We start from the raw sequence: 15,823 nt of genomic DNA, 5'->3' as shown, positions 1-15,823 counted from the left end.
TTGATTGAAACTTTTTTAATAATTTAAACTAATACCTAACCCAAATCCCATATCACTATCGTAATGTGTTCTTAAACTTATATTTCTTTTTAAAATGTAACGTGCATCTAGCATAAATTCTGTATCGGTGTTTACCATAAACCCCATTCTTAAGCGTTTTGAAATTGGAATATCCTCTCTCATTAACTGTAATCTTATGTTTCCATCCTGAAATACTTCTGCTTGAGCAATTACTAACATTGGTAATGTGTAATTAACCCCGGCACTTAGAACGGCTCTTTTATCTTTGGTATTTTCTTGTCCAAAAATGTTTTTTTCTATCATTCCATCCATATTCCTGTAACGCCAATCGAAACCAATAAAAGGCATCAACCACTGCATTTTTCCTATGTATCTGCCTAAATGAAATTCGGCTTCATAACCATGCATATCATTGTATCCTAGTCGCCATTCTGCACCTAAACTCCAACGTGTATTTTGGATCATTGCCATACCATCATTTCCATTAGTAGCAAAATCATTTTCTGCCATGAAATGAAAAGCTCTATCATCGGCAAATAATTTTCTTTGTGCTACTTTTGGATTTGGAATTAGCGGATTTGGCGTTTGGTTTTCATAGGTGAATACTCTTCCCATTCCTGCCATCATGTGATACAAAATATGACAATGAAAAAACCAATCTCCTTCAACATTGGCATTGAATTCAATTATGTTGGTTTCCATAGGCATTAAGTCCATTACATTTTTTAATGGTGCATATTCCTCTTGACCATTTAATATTCTGAAATCATGTCCATGTAAGTGCATTGGATGACGCATCATGGAACCATTGTAAAGTGTAATTCTAATGTTTTCTCCTTTTTTTATTAGGATTTTATCTGTTTCAGAAACTACTTTATTGTCTAAACTCCAAACATATCGGTTCATGTTACCTGTTAGTTCAAAACGAAGTTCTTTTACTGGGGCATCTTTGGGTAAAGTTGTTTTATCGGTCGCTTTCAACATGGCATAATTGAGTGTTGTAATTGTAGATAACGCATTGGCATTGTACTGATTTTGATTGTGATTGGAATGATCGGTACTCGTTTCCATATCGCTCATAGTACCCTTATGTTTTGCGCTTACTGCACCAGTTATTTCTGGGTACATTACTACATTCATATCCATTTGATTTAAGGACATACTCATTCCCATATCATCTAAATCCCCATTCATTTTCATCATTCCGTTCATCATTTTCATTCCCTCAAAATATTTTAATTTTGGCAACGGAGCAATCAATTGTTTGATGCCATTTCCAATGTATAATGAAGTAGATTTTGTGCGGTCTTCTGGAGTTGCTAAAAATTCATAAGAAGTATTACTTGCAGGAATTGTAACTATAATGTCATAAGTCTCGGATACTGCTATCAATAATCTATCTACTTCAACAGGTTCTACATCGTTACCATCACTAGCTACAACTGTTATTTTTCCTCCAGCATAAGTTAACCAAAAGTATGATGAAGCTCCACCATTTGCCACACGCAAACGAACTTTATCTCCACTTTTAAACTGTGATAACTGACTTTCATTTTTACCATTAATCAGAAACTTATCATAATATACATCGCTCACATCCATAGCATTCATTCGTTTCCATTCATTGGCTATTTTTGTTTTGAAATGACCTTGTTTTATGGCTTCAGCATAACTTTGTGTTGTTCCTTTTTTAATTGCAAACCAATCGGTTGCATTGTGTAACATTCTGTGAACGTTCTCGGGTTTTAAATCGGTCCATTCACTTAAAATAATAGGCACAGTTGGTAAATCATCTATACCTTTTCGGAATGTTTTGTCATTTTGTTTTTTGTTCATAATGAACATACCATACATACCAATTTGTTCCTGTAATCCTGAATGACTGTGGTACCAATGAGTTCCGCTTTGAATTATTGGAAACGAATATTTGTGAGTAGTTCCCGGTTCTATTGGCATTTGTGTAAGGTTTGGGACACCATCTTCTTTATTAGGTAAAAATAGTCCGTGCCAATGCAATGAAGTGCTTTCTTTTAATTCGTTATGTACATAAATTTCAGCAATATCACCTTCTGTAAATGTTAATGTTGGCATAGGAATTTGACCATTTACTGCAATTGCTCTTTTTTCTTTTCCAGAATAGTTTACGATGGTATCACGAACATATAAATCGTAACGAACTATGTTTTGCGAAAACAGCGTTTGTGTTGCCAAAACGAAGATTACGATTGGTAACAGTTTTTTTGAAAGAATGTTTTGTATATCCATTATAGTAATTGTATTATTTTAATTTTACACTATTATTTTTTTAACAAGATTTCCCAATCTGAAATTTTATTGTTCAAACTATCAATAGTTTTTTTCATTTTCTCCTTATCAGCAATTGAAATGGCTCGCTTTGCAGCTTCAATTGCAATAGTGTAATCTTTGTTTTCAGAAGCTAATTTTTGTCTTAGATTAGGATAATAGAAATTTTGAGGATTTATTTTTTCTGCTTCCAAAAGCCATATAATTGCTTGTTTATAATCTCTATTAGTACTGTAATAATAATTAGCTGCCTGAAATAATAAATTGGCATCCTGAGTTTTACCCTTAATTATATGTTGATCTATCAATGCCACTATTGTATCGTCCTCCTTGCTCTTTACCGGTATTTTAACCATTGTATTTTCCCAAAGTATTTTTAGGAATGCTTCGCCTTTGCTATTGATATCATTTAATTCAATAGTAAAAGTTTCATAAAAATTGGGGCTTTTTTCTAAAGGGACTTTGAAACGCATTATATCTTTTTTTTCATCATAGCCCGTTTCTCCATGCAAGGTAGTATCTGAGTTAACAATTATAGTCCACTCATTTATTGAAGGAATTGAGAATATTGAATAGCTTCCTGCTTTTAATACATTGTTACCAAAAGAAATATCTTCGGAAGTGGTTATGACGGTACAATCACTTGCGCCAGTTCGCCAAAGCTTATCAAAAGGTACTAACTCACCAAATATTTTACGCCCTCTGACCAACGGTCTGCTGTACGTTATTTTGATTTTTGCACTACCTACTTCTTGCTCAAATGAAGCTGCCGGACTGGCAGAAGTAATTCTTATCTGGACTTTGTTTTGTGCAGAAATAAATACTGATTGTAAAATAATTAGGGGAAATAGGAATATTTTTTTCATTGTTTTGAATTATTGGTTACTGTATTTTTATACTTTATGTTATATTGATTTTGTGATTTCTAACAGCAATTATCTCCGGCTTGTATTGGTGGACACTTTACAGTTCCGTAACTACAATAAACGCAACAATCGCCTTGTTTAGGTCTTAAAACTGTTTTGCATTTTTCACACTCATAAAAAAACTGACAAGCATCGGTTGGCATTATTTCGTCTTTACTATACCCACAATTTGGACATGTTAATGTAGATTTTAATTCTACTGATTTTCCATTGTAGATAGTGCAAGTATCACAATTTCCGTGTAATTTGTTTCGATAATAATTTACTATCGTAGCTATGAAAAGCCCAAGCATACCAGCATAAATTAAATAAACTGCATTTTCTGATTTGCTAAAATAATAGGCAAATAATATTGTTATTCCACTCGGGATTGCTATTAATAAAGGATACAGGCAACGATGTTTACGATAGGAAATGATTAAGCCAACAATGGAAATTAAAACCATCGCTTGAAAAATCCACATCGTCCATCCTCCAAATAATTCAAAGCTTCCAAGTCCAAGAGCTGATGCTGCAAATGCAAAAAGAGGAAAACAGCAAGGCGAAAACAGTGCTGTGAAAAAAAGCCCCAGAGTGCCTAATTTATCTACATTATTAATTAATTTCATTTTGTTGTTTTTGTTATTATTTAAAGTTTTAAATTTCGTAATCTCAATGCATTTACAATTACTGATACAGAACTAAATGACATGGCTAAAGCCGCAATCATTGGGGATAATAATATACCGAAAAATGGATATAGAACACCAGCTGCGATTGGAACACCCAATACGTTATAGAAAAAGGCAAAAAATAAATTTTGCTTGATGTTTTTCATAACAGCATGGCTTAAGTTCTTGGCTTTTACAATGCCTTGTAAATCGCCTTTGACTAAAGTTATTTTGGCACTTTCAATGGCGACATCTGTTCCTGTTCCCATAGCTATTCCGATATTGGCTTGTGCTAATGCCGGTGCATCGTTGATACCATCGCCAGCCATGGCCACAATTTTGCCTTCTGCTTGTAATTTTTTGATTTCGTTTAATTTGTCTTCGGGTAAACATCCTGCTTTATAGGAAGACAGGTTCAATTCTTCTGCAACTGCTTTGGCTGTATTGATATTATCGCCTGTCATCATAATTACTTCAACTCCTTGTTGCATCAGTTCTTTTATTGCAGCGGCACTTGACGTTTTTATGGCATCAGTAATGGATACAAATCCAACAGCAATACCTTCTACTGCAATATATGAAACGGTTTTTCCTAGTTTTTGTTCGGTAATGATTTTGTTTTCTATATCGTCAGAAATACTAGCTTTTACTTGTTCCATTAGTTTTTTATTACCTAATGCTACTTTTTTATTGGTTACTGTTCCTGTAACTCCTTTTCCGGCAATGGCTTCAAAATCTTTTACTTCGATTAATGAAATGGATTTTGTTTTGCCATAATTGACTACGGCTTGTGCTAATGGATGCTCACTATATTGGTTTAATGAAGCTATGCTTTGCAATAAATCGTTATCATTGTTATTGGTCGCATAAATTTTTTCGACCGATGGTTTTCCTTCGGTTATTGTTCCTGTTTTATCTGTAATTAAAACATTAACCTTATTCATGTTTTCTAAAGCTTCTGCATTTTTTATCAAAACCCCTGATTGTGCGCCTTTACCAACACCTACCATTACTGACATAGGCGTTGCCAATCCTAATGCACAAGGACACGCGATGATTAATACTGCGATGGCATTTATAAAACCATATACTAATGCCGGTTCGGGACCAAATTTTGCCCAAATGAAAAAGGTTATAACAGAAATGATGACTACAATGGGCACGAAGTATTTGGAAATACTGTCTGCTAATTTCTGAATTGGCGCTCTCGAACGAGAAGCGTCATTAACCATTTGCACGATTTGTGAAAGCAAAGTTTCTGAACCCACTTTTTCTGCAACCATAATAAAAGATTTATTACCATTGATTGTTCCTGCAATTACATTATCGTCTTTCTTTTTATCAACGGGTATTGGTTCTCCTGTAATCATTGCTTCATCAATACTACTTTCTCCATCGGTTATTTTTCCGTCAACTGGAATTTTGTCACCAGGCTTAACTCGAAGTAAATCACCTTTTTTAATATCGTGGATTGAAATTACTTTATCGCTACCATCAATAACCAAAGTGGCTTCGGTTGGGGCTAGTTTTAATAATTCTTTGATTGCTCCGCTGGTTTGACTGTGTGCTCTGGCTTCTAATAGTTGTCCTAACAAAACTAAAGTTAGAATAACCGTTGTTGCTTCAAAATAGAGTAATACTGTACCGTATTCGGTTTTGAATTCGCTAGGAAAAATGTCGGGAAAAAACATTCCGACTAAGCTAAATAAAAAAGCTACTCCTGTTCCAATTCCAATAAGTGTAAACATATTTAAATTCCAAGTAATGATAGATTTCCATGCTCGGACAAAGAATATCCAACAGGCATAAAAAACAACAGGTAGCGAAAGCAGTAATTGTACCCAATTCCATTTAGGAGCATCCATTATTTTAAATAAAGGATTGTTATGTGCCATTTCTATCATTGCGATAGCGAAAATGGGAATCGTAAAAACAACGGCTATTTTCATTTTCTTAACTAAATCCTCATAGGTTTTTTGGTCTTCGGAATCAGTAGGATTCATGGGCACTAAATCCATTCCGCAAATAGGACATGAACCCGGAGTTTCTTGAATAACTTCGGGGTGCATAGGACACGTATATAATGTCTTGTTTGCAGTTAGTTCAGGTGCTTTGACTAAATCCATGCCACACACAGGACAGTCACCTGCTTTGTCGTAAACTTTTTCGCCTTCGCAATGCATTGGACAATAATACTTTCCTGGCGCATTGGTTTGGACAACAGTTTCTTTTTTATGATTGTGGGAATTCATGGAGCAACATGATTTTTCAGCAACATCTTTCGTTAAAGTGTTCTCCTTGGTTTTAGCGCTGCTCATTTCTATGGTGTATTTTCCAACAGCAGTTAATGCTTCTTGCAATTGTGTTGTTGGAATGTGCTTTTCCATAGTTATAGTTGCTATGGGTGGCTTTAATGAAACTTTAGCTTCAACGCCATCAATAGCATTCAATGTTTTTTCGACTTTGGTTCGACAACCATCGCAAGTCATTCCGGTAATGTTGTAAGTATGTATCATCTTCTATATTATTTTAATACAAATTTCTATCATAACCGATTTTTGCATTTGCATAATTTTGGGTTTGATATGCAAAATTTATAAATCTTCTATTTGCTTTCTTTTAATGGTTTTGATATTCTTAAAGTAGGTTGGCGAAAAGCCAGTTACTTTTTTGAATTGATTGCTCAAATGTGAAACCGTGCTGTAATTTAAAGAATACGCAATTTCACTTAATGAGAGTTCATCGTACATAATTAACTCTTTTACTTTTTCAATTTTCTGATTGATGAAATACTTCTCAATAGTAGTGTTTTCAACTTCTGAAAAGAGATTACTCAGGGTATTATAGTCTTGATGCAGTTCTTGTGAAAGGTAGTTGGATAAATTAATTTTCAAATCATTATTCTTGTTTTGAACCAAATCAATGATTACTGTTTTAATCTTATCAATCGTTTTACTTTTCTTATCATCAATCAGTTCAAAGCCAAATACTTTCAATATTTTACTAATTTCATTTTTTTGAACATCAGAAAAGGGTTCCATAATTTCGACTTCACCCAAATTAATAGATAAAAGTTTTAGTCCAAGCTTTTCTAACTCGGACTTAACCACCATTTTGCAACGACTACAAACCATATTTTTAATATAAAGTTTCATGCTTACTATTCTTTATTGATTGTCTGTTCAATCCAACTGATTATTTCTTGCTTTTGGGTTTCATCAAGAATAGCATCCTGATGTAATTGTGTGTATGAACTTAATGGCATAGTACCCGATTTTATTTCTCTACTTATTGCTTCTAGTTTACTTTGTTGTTTTCTATTTGAATAAGTCGCAAATTCATTAAAATTCAGTTCTTCTTTTCCATTTTTAATGTGGCTTTCTACAAATAATCTTGCTGGTTGAATGTAATCGTACCATAAATACTTAGTAGTATTACTATGGCAGTCATAACAAGCTTTTTGCAATGAATTAAGAATTTTTGGAGGTACTTTATAATTATTAGCAAAGTTTTTTCCAATATCGAATGAACTACTTACATTTTGTTTTGGTTGGTAGAATTGAATAGCTACAAACATTAAAAAGAATACTAATGCAATCTTTTTTAATTTTCGTGTCATTTTATAACGTTTTTTTCAAACTACCACAAGTCAACATTTGAGAGCCATAAAATGGATTTTTAATTTCTTTTGTTTCACTAATCCAAATAGCTCCTTTGCCATCATTTGCCATTGGACAAAAATCTTGATACAATTTTTGCTTTGTTCCAAACATTTTAATCAAATCATTAATATCCTTACTTAGCGTAACAAAATGTTCTCTTTGATGGTCGATTTTCCCAGCATTATCACTAATGTGTTTTGCATGTTCTTTTGCATCGTCTGCAATATCTAAATACTCTTTTTTTTGAGTAGTAGTTAAACTATTTGAGTTGATTGTATTAAAATCGTTGAATAATGATTTACCTGCAATAGCAGCGGCTTTGGCATCGTCTTTTGTTAGTGCATTTTTTATTTTTAAATAGTTTGCAACTATTGCATTAATTGAAAAAGGAGTTTTTGTTTCAATTACTTTTTCTTTAACGTCATTAGTTGGTAGTTTTGTGGTGTCTTTGAGTTCTTGAGTTTTTTCATTTTCTTCATGGATTGGCTCAACTTGGGCAACTGGTTCTGTTAATTCCATACCACATTTGGAACATTCTTCTCCTTTTTTTCCTGTAATCTCTGGGTGCATGGAACACGCATATATTTCATTTGAATTTGTTGAAGTTTCTGTGGTCTTGTTTTCTGTCTCTTTGTTTTTTTGATTACAAGAAACTAAAGTGATAGCTATAATAGCTGATAGAATAAGTGCTTTCATGACATGTTATTATTTAGATTTTTATTGTTTTTTTAAATTGAAAAAAGTGTAATATAAATTGAAGTAAAACCCATTTGGAGCAGAACGTATCATTGAACTTACTAACTCTTGACGGTAGGCAAGATCTAATCGTGCTTGACTGTTAAAAATGAATTGTACAGCCGGCACAACGTCTAAGTAGGATTTACCATTTTCGTTGATGGTTTGACCTACAAATTCAACCATTAAATTGATGTTGGTTTGCTTGAAACTCGTATATTTTTTAGGGTACATCAATTTTCCAAAAGACAAAGTATAGTTCGTTGCATTATCACCAATAGTATCCGGAAAAGGATATTTTGGTTTGTTATCCAATGCTTTTTCAAAACTAAGCGATGAACTTATGGCTACCTTTTTGACCAACTTTGTTGCGATTATCCCGGTTTCAAAACCAGTATTGTGTCCTACTATTTCAATTTGCTCTTGATGAATATCAGCACGATTGAAGCTAAATCTTCCATAAGTTGCTAAGCGAAAGTGACTGTTTAAATCATCTGTAGAATAAAACCTGTACTTAGCCATAAAACCACCACCTTCTGCATACAATGCATTAGTTCTTGTGCTGATAAAAGCGGAACCACGAACCATTAAATTTTTATTTATACCATAAGTTACCTCGGGCATTAAATGATAGTTGTAACCTGGCTCAAATTTTTCTTTAAAAGCAGATTGCATCACATTTACGGCTAATGAATTAGCAGGAACATTACTTGCAGGATCTGTTACTACAAATAATTCTTGACTAAAAATAGTTTGGCAACTGATGGCTGCAAAAAATAAAATTACCTTTCTCATTAGTTTATCATTTTAATGTGAAAATCATCTTCATTATTCGAAGCATACGTATCAATATTCTTATAGGACTTTGATAATTTTTTAAATTCTTTCTCGGTTACATATCCTTTATCAACCACTTGAAACTGTATTTCAGAAGCATTACTTTTTTTATCATTAACCATTATGTATGAACTTTGAGTTATGGTATTTGATTTTGCGGTAACTACTAATGAACCGATAAAAAAACCTGCTTTTTCTACTTTTTCTTTAAATATTTTAGGGCTTAATTCGTTTCCTTCTTTTAGCGTTACTGTAAAGGTATTGGAGTTTAAATCGATTTCAACGTTAACCACTTCGGGCACTGTTTTTAGCTGTTTATTTATAGCATTTGAACACATAGAACAGGTTAAACCAGTGGCTCTAATTTCGGCTTTTACTATTTGGGCATTACTATTAAGTGAAAACATCAAAACCATTGATGTAATCAGAATATATATTGTTTTCATTTTATTCTTTTATTAATTTAATTATTTCTTCTTCTGAGGGATTTTTTGCTATTAGAATACCTTGGGGATTAAATAGGTATTTTGATGGTAATTCATCAACACCAAATTTTATTGCTGTATTGGCATCAAAACCTTCAGGATCTATTAACTGTGTAAATTTGATTTTATCTTTTTCAACAGCTTTAAGCCACTTACTTATGTCTGTATCGATTGATATTCCTATTATTTCAATTTTATTTGCATTAGCTTCGTTGTGAAGTTTTACTAACTTCTTGTTGCCTAATCTACACGGCGCACACCAAGATGCCCAAAAATCGATAAGTACATATTTGCCTTTAAAGGATGTGATATTAACCTCATTACTGGTATTACTTTTTAATGTAATTGATGGTATAGCTTCTCCTATTTTTATTTGAGCTTTAGTAGTTGAGAAAATACCAATTAAAAAAAGTAGCATTACAATTTTTTTCATTTTGTTTATTTAATTGTTTCTACTGTTTTACCACAGTTCAACATCATTGAACCATAATAAGGATTTTTTACAGCATTTTCTTTACTTAACCAATTAGCACCTTTGCCGTCATTGAACATTGGACAGAATTGATAGTACACCGGATTTTCATATTTAGAAATCTTGATTAATGTATAAATTTCTTTAGATAATGATGTAAAATGATCGCGTTGGATTTTTACATCTTTTGTATTAGCGATATTTTCTGCATCTTTCTGTATCGTATTTACAACTTTCATCCACACCATGTGAACATCCATATCAAGCTTGTCCATTTTGACATTATTGATGGCCGTTACCAATTCTTTTGAAGCTGATGCCGTGCTATTCCCATTAGAAGTGATTAATGCATCTTTTACTAAAAAATAATTATCAAAAACCGCTTTTAATTGATTGTCATTTTGAACTCTTGAAGTAGTTGTTTCAGAATGATTACTATGATTGGAATGGTCTCCGTTGCTAGCAATCGCTGTTGTTGCTTCTTTTACAGGAACTTTTGCTACACGGTCATATTGGCAACATCCGTGAAGATTATTGTACACCTCATCTGGAGCAAGAAATTTGTCACTATCATAACCAACTAATGCAATTCTTTTTAGTATTTCATCTTGATTGGTTTTGGTTGCATCATACGTTAATGTTGCCATTTGGGTTTCCTGATTCCAATCTACATTGGCTATTTTTTTGATGTTTCCTACTTTTTCGATTTTGGTTTCGCACATGCCGCAATTGCCATAAATCTTAACCGTCTCGGTTTTGGCATTTTTTATTTGTGCATTACTTGTAGTTGATAACAATACACAAATTGCTATCATTATTTTCATAAATGAATTTTTCATTTTAAATAAAATTGTAATCAAAGTAAACTACCTTGATTGGTTGATAAAAATAAATTTGGATAAATAACAGTTGCGAAAGAATGTTATTGCAATACCAATATTGGTATAAAAAACAATACTAAAACTGTTGAATTGGATAGCACAACGCTATGAATTTGACACACTTATGGCTGTCAAAAATGGATTTAGCTTATTTTAGGAATGAGCCAAATAGAATGAAAACCATCTGAGATTGATGGTATTGTGTATGAAAATTTAGTCTTCTCGATTGAAGAATAACTATACTTGTAATTTTTAAAACTAATTTCAGATACAAAGCTTACTGAGGAAGTTGGACACGTTGAAGAACATCCACATTTTGAATGACCGCAATTTCCTTTACAACCTTTGTTGTCTTTGCCCTTTGAACTATCACTATCGCAACAACTCTTTTTTTCTTTCTGATTGGATGAAATTTCTTTTTTGCAAGAACTTTTTTCTGAACCTTTACCACAAGCTATAGCACTACCAGGCATAAGAAATATGCCTAATAAGACTAATAGTATAAAGTGGTATTTTTTCATATCTCTATTAAAACAGTACAAAATTAAATAAAAATTATTGCTTTTTGTTAAAATTGATGTTAAAATCTCATTTTCTGAATTCTGACTGCATTTAAAATAGCTAAAAGTGCCACACCTACATCGGCAAAAACAGCTTCCCACATTGTGGCTAAACCTCCTGCACCGAGTATTAAAACAATTGCTTTTACTACAAAAGCCAACGTAATATTTTGCCAAACAATTTTTTTGGTTTGCTTACCAATGTTTATTGCCATTGGAATTTTTGAAGGCATATCGTCTTGAATAACTACATCGGCAGTTTCGATGGTGGCATCGCTTCCTAAACCGCCCATTGCAATACCTACGTTGCTTAATGCGACTACTGGCGCATCGTTTACGCCATCGCCAACAAAACAAACTGTTTCATTTTTGGCGATGATTTCTTTGACTTTGTTTACTTTATCTTCGGGCAATAAATCGCCAAAGGCATTTGTAATTCCGAGTTTTTGTGCTACAAATTGAACTACATTGTCTTTATCTCCACTTAACATTGTGGTTTTTATACCTAATGCTTTTAGTTTGTCGATTGTGATTTGTGCGTCTTCTTTTATGCTATCAGCTATTGTAAGATAACCAACGAAATTTTTATCGTAAGCTACTGCAATTAATGTGTAAACAATACTTTTTGGATCAATATCATAAGCAATTGAGAATTTATCCATTAGTTTGAAATTACCAACTAACAATTCTTTTCCGTTAACTTCAGCTTTTAAACCATGTCCGGAAATTTCTTCTACATTTTCTAATTTGATATTACTATCAATTTTTCCAACGTATTGATGAATGGCAGTTGCAACAGGATGTGTACTTTGACTTTCTAAAGCATTTACCAATTGTAACAAATCATCTTTGTTAAAATCAGTATTAAAAACAACTTCCTGCACTTTGAAGACGCCTTCGGTCATTGTTCCTGTTTTGTCCATTACCACGTTTTGAATAGTGGACATTACATCAAGAAAATTACTTCCTTTGAAAAGGATTCCGTTTTTAGAAGCTGCTCCAATTCCACCAAAATAACCTAAAGGAATACTTATAACTAATGCACAAGGACACGAAATAACTAAGAAAACTAAAGCTCGATACAACCAATCTCTAAACTGGTAATTTTCTACAAATAACATCGGTACAACACATATTGCAATGGCTAAAACAACTACAATTGGTGTATATATTTTGGCAAACTTTCTGATAAATAATTCTGTTGGTGCTTTTTTGGCTGTAGCATCTTGCACCATTTCGAGAATTTTTGACAGTTTACTATCTGTATAAGCAACCGTTACTTTTACTTGACAAACCGAATGTATGTTTATCATTCCTGCTAAAACAGTTTCTCCTTTTGCTTTGGTGTCTGGCTTACTTTCTCCCGTTAGTGCAGCAGTATTAAATGCAGCAGTATCTGAAAGTAATTCTCCATCTAATCCTAATTTTTCTCCTGCTTTTAGTTGGATAATATCTCCAATTTTAGCGGTTGATGCTTTGATAGTTTTGGCAACATTGTTTTCGAGAATAGTTACTTCGTCTGGTCTTTGGTCAAGTAACGTTTTGATGTTAGCTTTTGCTCTTTGAACCGCCAATGATTGGAATATTTCGCCAATGGCATAAAATAACATTACGGCAACACCTTCAGGAAATTCGCCTATAGCAAACGCTCCAATAGTTGCAATACTCATTAAAAGAAATTCTGAAAATATCTCGCCTTTGCGAATGCTTTCAAACGCTTCTTTGACTACTGGAAATCCCACTGGAATGTATGCTAGAATATACCATCCTATTCTAACATAACCTGTAAACCATGATTGTTTAAAATAATTATCAAAACCTATGGCAATCAATAATAAAATAAAACTTATGATTGCTGGCAAAAACATTTGAAACGTAGATTTTTCTACACTAGAATGCTCGTGGTCTTGTCCGTCATCATCAGAATGATTTTCGGTTTTTTTATTTATTTTTTCTTCGAGAGTGCAACAAAGCTGATTGCCTTTAGCATCGTATTTATGTTTATGTTCCATTTCTATTTTTTTTAAATCCACAAAATTGAAAGTTCTGGATGGTATCAAATGGTGTGGTATGGTTTTCTGTAAAACATTTTATTGCTTCAAAATTTTCTATAAAAGTTTGTTTCATCGAATTTTCTGAATATTGTTTTATTTCCAATCCACTACATTTTAAAGGACCATTTTCTGAAAAAGTACCTAATAGAAAATTTCCATTTTGAGCTATAGCATTACTAACGATTGTAACATATTTCCTTATACTTTCTTCTCCTGTTAGAAAATGAAAAACAGCCCTGTCGTGCCAAAAATCAAACTTGACTTCGGGATTAAATTCTGTGATATCAGAAACAATCCAATGTATTAAATCGGCTTTATCTCCTAAACGTTTTTTGGCTCTTTCTAAAGCAAATTCAGAGATGTCCAATACCCAAATATTTTGATATCCTTTTTCTAATAAGGCATCCACAAAATTGCTATCGCCACCGCCAATATCAATTATATTGGCAGTTTTTGATAGGTTTACATTTTTTAAATACTCCATTGAAGTTTTTGGATATTTTTGTGTCCAACTTACTTCATTAGGATTTTTGGTTGCAAAAACATTTTCCCAATGTGATTTTTTGTTTTCCATTTGGATTACGCTTTACAACATCCATCTAAATTTTCATACGCTTTTGGATCGGCTTTTACTTCATCTGCATCGTATCCTAATTTAGAAATACCTTCTTTAATGGTCTGTAAGGTTGTTTTCTTTGCATTATAATACACTGTAAATGTCATTGCTTTATCGTCAAGCTCATACATTTTTAAACCTTTAATTTTGAGCATTTCAGTTTTGAATTTTAAACCACAAGTTTCACATTCTTTACAATGATCACAATGTAAAAAAGTTTTGATTACAGCTTTTTGATTGGCTTTTTGTGCAGAAGCAGTATTGCTTGTAAAAAATAATAGTGTTAAAAAAAAGATTGATTTTAAAATTGAATTTTTCATTTGATTTTATTTAATGATTAATAATTTATTTTTAATGTTCGTGTTCTCCGCCACCTTTTGAAGTTGCTAGTAAGTAAAAAGCACCTTTTATAACAATTTTCGCATCGGCAGGAATTTCTTCGACTAATTTTATTTCGGTGTAACCTAAATCAGTAGTTCCAGGAACCACTTCGATTGCTTTGAAGTGCACTTCATTGTGTCCTTCTTCTTTGCCTTCAGCGTGTTCTGAATGTTCTTCTCCTTCTTTATGTTGATGCTCTTCTTCTTTTACTTTTGGAGCTTCTTGTTGGTGCTCTTCTTGAATGTAAATGTAATATTTATCGCCATTTCTAACAATTGCATCTTTTGGAAGTGCCTGAACGGTTTGATTGGTGATATTGATATTGGCAGCTACATACATTCCGGAAATTAAATCTTTGGCATCGCTTGGATTGATTTTGGCATGAACCGCAACTGTTTTGCTTTCGTTGGAAAATGATTTATTGATGCCAAATATTTTCCCTCGTATTGATTTGTTGGACTGATTGGTTAATACAAAATCGACTTCTTGACCTACGGAAATTTTGCCTAAATCTTTTTCAAACACATTTAAGTCTAAGTGCATTTGGCTATTATCGACCACTTCAAAAAGTGTTACGCCTGTTTCTGCAAATGCTCCTTTTGTTATGCTAATTTTACCCACATAGCCGCTTATTGGCGAAACAATAGGAATTAGCGAAGTGTTTCCGGTTAAACTAACATTTAATGCTTGTAGTTTGTTTTTTGCCGCTTGCGCTCTGGCTCTCTCTACTGCTAATTTTGATTTTACTTCCTGAAATGTTTTACGAGGATTTACATTCTCATCGCTCAATGTTTTCTGACGATTGTATTCTAATTGCAGGTATTCGATGTTTGCAATAGCAGAATTATAATCTTCCTGCATTTCTGTAACTTCAAGGTTTTGGATGGTTGCCAATATTTTGCCTTTTGAAACAAATGTGCCTTCTAACACATAAATATCTTTAACAACACCACCAATTAAGGTTGAAATATTAGCCATGTTTTGTGGTGGAACTGCTGTATAACCATTGGCTTTGATTACCGTATTTAGGTTTTTCATTTCGATACCGCCTGTTTCGATACCAATAGTTTTAAATTGCCCTTCTGTCAAGGCAACTTCGGTTTCTGATTTTTCTTCTTCGTGGGTTTCTTCGGTTTTCTTTTCTCCACAAGAATTTAGAGTAAAGAGAATAGAAAATAGAATAAAGAGGTTGAAGTATGAACTTCGATTATAATTTGGTTTTAAAAAAATATTTTTCAT

General features: G+C 32.9%; 16 protein-coding genes and 1 pseudogene. All 17 read right to left on the bottom strand.

Features of this window, described 5'->3' with window-relative positions; all coding sequences use genetic code 11:
* Positions 1 to 15: 15 nt before the first annotated feature.
* A complete protein-coding gene (locus FLB_RS05970) occupies positions 16 to 2,286 on the bottom strand; it encodes a multicopper oxidase domain-containing protein (protein WP_064715047.1) in 2,271 nt (756 codons plus the stop codon).
* Positions 2,287 to 2,318: 32 nt separating this feature from the next.
* Positions 2,319 to 3,191, bottom strand: coding sequence for a DUF2911 domain-containing protein (locus FLB_RS05965; RefSeq protein WP_064715046.1), 873 nt, complete (start codon positions 3,189 to 3,191; stop codon positions 2,319 to 2,321).
* A 59-nt stretch (positions 3,192 to 3,250) separates the two neighbouring features.
* Positions 3,251 to 3,469 carry a GDCCVxC domain-containing (seleno)protein gene (locus FLB_RS14470; protein WP_035124236.1) on the bottom strand — a complete coding sequence of 73 codons (219 nt, stop codon included), beginning with the start codon at positions 3,467 to 3,469 and terminating at the stop codon, positions 3,251 to 3,253.
* Between the two features lie 51 nt (positions 3,470 to 3,520).
* A pseudogene (locus FLB_RS14465) lies at positions 3,521 to 3,859 on the bottom strand (MerC domain-containing protein); the annotation flags it as partial.
* A gap of 20 nt (positions 3,860 to 3,879) precedes the next feature.
* A complete protein-coding gene (locus FLB_RS05955) occupies positions 3,880 to 6,417 on the bottom strand; it encodes a heavy metal translocating P-type ATPase (protein ID WP_064715045.1) in 2,538 nt (845 codons plus the stop codon).
* A 78-nt stretch (positions 6,418 to 6,495) separates the two neighbouring features.
* Entirely contained in the window at positions 6,496 to 7,056 is a 561-nt protein-coding gene (locus tag FLB_RS05950; protein ID WP_064715044.1) for a helix-turn-helix domain-containing protein, read from the bottom strand.
* A gap of 5 nt (positions 7,057 to 7,061) precedes the next feature.
* Positions 7,062 to 7,520: a heme-binding domain-containing protein gene (locus FLB_RS05945; protein WP_064715043.1), complete on the bottom strand. Its 459-nt coding sequence runs from the start codon at positions 7,518 to 7,520 to the stop codon at positions 7,062 to 7,064.
* 1 nt (position 7,521) lies between these two features.
* Positions 7,522 to 8,259, bottom strand: coding sequence for a DUF3347 domain-containing protein (locus tag FLB_RS05940; protein ID WP_064715042.1), 738 nt, complete (start codon positions 8,257 to 8,259; stop codon positions 7,522 to 7,524).
* Between the two features lie 21 nt (positions 8,260 to 8,280).
* A complete protein-coding gene (locus FLB_RS05935; RefSeq protein ID WP_064715041.1) occupies positions 8,281 to 9,093 on the bottom strand; it encodes a hypothetical protein in 813 nt (270 codons plus the stop codon).
* Positions 9,093 to 9,581 carry a heavy-metal-associated domain-containing protein gene (locus FLB_RS05930; RefSeq protein WP_064715040.1) on the bottom strand — a complete coding sequence of 163 codons (489 nt, stop codon included), beginning with the start codon at positions 9,579 to 9,581 and terminating at the stop codon, positions 9,093 to 9,095. The genes FLB_RS05935 and FLB_RS05930 overlap by 1 nt, the downstream gene beginning before the upstream one ends.
* Position 9,582: 1 nt before the next feature.
* A complete protein-coding gene (locus FLB_RS05925) occupies positions 9,583 to 10,053 on the bottom strand; it encodes a TlpA family protein disulfide reductase (RefSeq protein ID WP_064715039.1) in 471 nt (156 codons plus the stop codon).
* A gap of 5 nt (positions 10,054 to 10,058) precedes the next feature.
* Positions 10,059 to 10,916 (bottom strand): DUF3347 domain-containing protein, encoded by an 858-nt coding sequence (locus FLB_RS05920; RefSeq protein WP_231891051.1) that lies wholly within the window; start codon positions 10,914 to 10,916, stop codon positions 10,059 to 10,061.
* 200 nt (positions 10,917 to 11,116) lie between these two features.
* Positions 11,117 to 11,494, bottom strand: a complete 378-nt coding sequence (locus FLB_RS14460) for a hypothetical protein (RefSeq protein WP_064715037.1) — start codon at positions 11,492 to 11,494, stop codon at positions 11,117 to 11,119.
* Positions 11,495 to 11,553: 59 nt separating this feature from the next.
* Positions 11,554 to 13,545: a heavy metal translocating P-type ATPase gene (locus tag FLB_RS05910; RefSeq protein WP_064715277.1), complete on the bottom strand. Its 1,992-nt coding sequence runs from the start codon at positions 13,543 to 13,545 to the stop codon at positions 11,554 to 11,556.
* On the bottom strand, positions 13,535 to 14,161 hold the full coding sequence (locus tag FLB_RS05905) for a class I SAM-dependent methyltransferase (protein WP_064715036.1): 627 nt from the start codon (positions 14,159 to 14,161) through the stop codon (positions 13,535 to 13,537). The genes FLB_RS05910 and FLB_RS05905 overlap by 11 nt, the downstream gene beginning before the upstream one ends.
* Positions 14,162 to 14,166: 5 nt before the next feature.
* Positions 14,167 to 14,523, bottom strand: coding sequence for a hypothetical protein (locus tag FLB_RS05900; protein WP_064715035.1), 357 nt, complete (start codon positions 14,521 to 14,523; stop codon positions 14,167 to 14,169).
* Between the two features lie 31 nt (positions 14,524 to 14,554).
* Entirely contained in the window at positions 14,555 to 15,823 is a 1,269-nt protein-coding gene (locus FLB_RS05895; RefSeq protein ID WP_064715034.1) for an efflux RND transporter periplasmic adaptor subunit, read from the bottom strand.

Origin of the sequence: Flavobacterium succinicans (assembly GCF_001662485.1) — a bacterium.
Classification (GTDB): Bacteria; Bacteroidota; Bacteroidia; order Flavobacteriales; family Flavobacteriaceae; genus Flavobacterium; species Flavobacterium succinicans_A.
The sequence above is the reverse complement of the archived record's forward strand: the minus strand, read 5'-3'. Positions and strand labels throughout refer to the sequence as shown.

Excerpts from the sequence above, each read along its gene's own strand:
- FLB_RS05970 (WP_064715047.1), bottom strand. The coding sequence starts at position 2,286 with ATGGATATACAAAACATTCTTTCAAAAAAACTGTTACCAATCGTAATC.
- FLB_RS05925 (WP_064715039.1), bottom strand. The coding sequence starts at position 10,053 with ATGAAAAAAATTGTAATGCTACTTTTTTTAATTGGTATTTTCTCAACT.
- FLB_RS05950 (WP_064715044.1), bottom strand. The coding sequence starts at position 7,056 with ATGAAACTTTATATTAAAAATATGGTTTGTAGTCGTTGCAAAATGGTG.
- FLB_RS05940 (WP_064715042.1), bottom strand. The coding sequence starts at position 8,259 with ATGAAAGCACTTATTCTATCAGCTATTATAGCTATCACTTTAGTTTCT.
- FLB_RS05910 (WP_064715277.1), bottom strand. The coding sequence starts at position 13,545 with ATGGAACATAAACATAAATACGATGCTAAAGGCAATCAGCTTTGTTGC.
- FLB_RS05965 (WP_064715046.1), bottom strand. The coding sequence starts at position 3,191 with ATGAAAAAAATATTCCTATTTCCCCTAATTATTTTACAATCAGTATTT.
- FLB_RS05930 (WP_064715040.1), bottom strand. The coding sequence starts at position 9,581 with ATGAAAACAATATATATTCTGATTACATCAATGGTTTTGATGTTTTCA.
- FLB_RS05945 (WP_064715043.1), bottom strand. The coding sequence starts at position 7,520 with ATGACACGAAAATTAAAAAAGATTGCATTAGTATTCTTTTTAATGTTT.
- FLB_RS05900 (WP_064715035.1), bottom strand. The coding sequence starts at position 14,523 with ATGAAAAATTCAATTTTAAAATCAATCTTTTTTTTAACACTATTATTT.
- FLB_RS05935 (WP_064715041.1), bottom strand. The coding sequence starts at position 9,093 with ATGAGAAAGGTAATTTTATTTTTTGCAGCCATCAGTTGCCAAACTATT.
- FLB_RS05955 (WP_064715045.1), bottom strand. The coding sequence starts at position 6,417 with ATGATACATACTTACAACATTACCGGAATGACTTGCGATGGTTGTCGA.
- FLB_RS05895 (WP_064715034.1), bottom strand. The coding sequence starts at position 15,823 with ATGAAAAATATTTTTTTAAAACCAAATTATAATCGAAGTTCATACTTC.
- FLB_RS14460 (WP_064715037.1), bottom strand. The coding sequence starts at position 11,494 with ATGAAAAAATACCACTTTATACTATTAGTCTTATTAGGCATATTTCTT.
- FLB_RS05920 (WP_231891051.1), bottom strand. The coding sequence starts at position 10,916 with ATGAAAATAATGATAGCAATTTGTGTATTGTTATCAACTACAAGTAAT.
- FLB_RS05905 (WP_064715036.1), bottom strand. The coding sequence starts at position 14,161 with ATGGAAAACAAAAAATCACATTGGGAAAATGTTTTTGCAACCAAAAAT.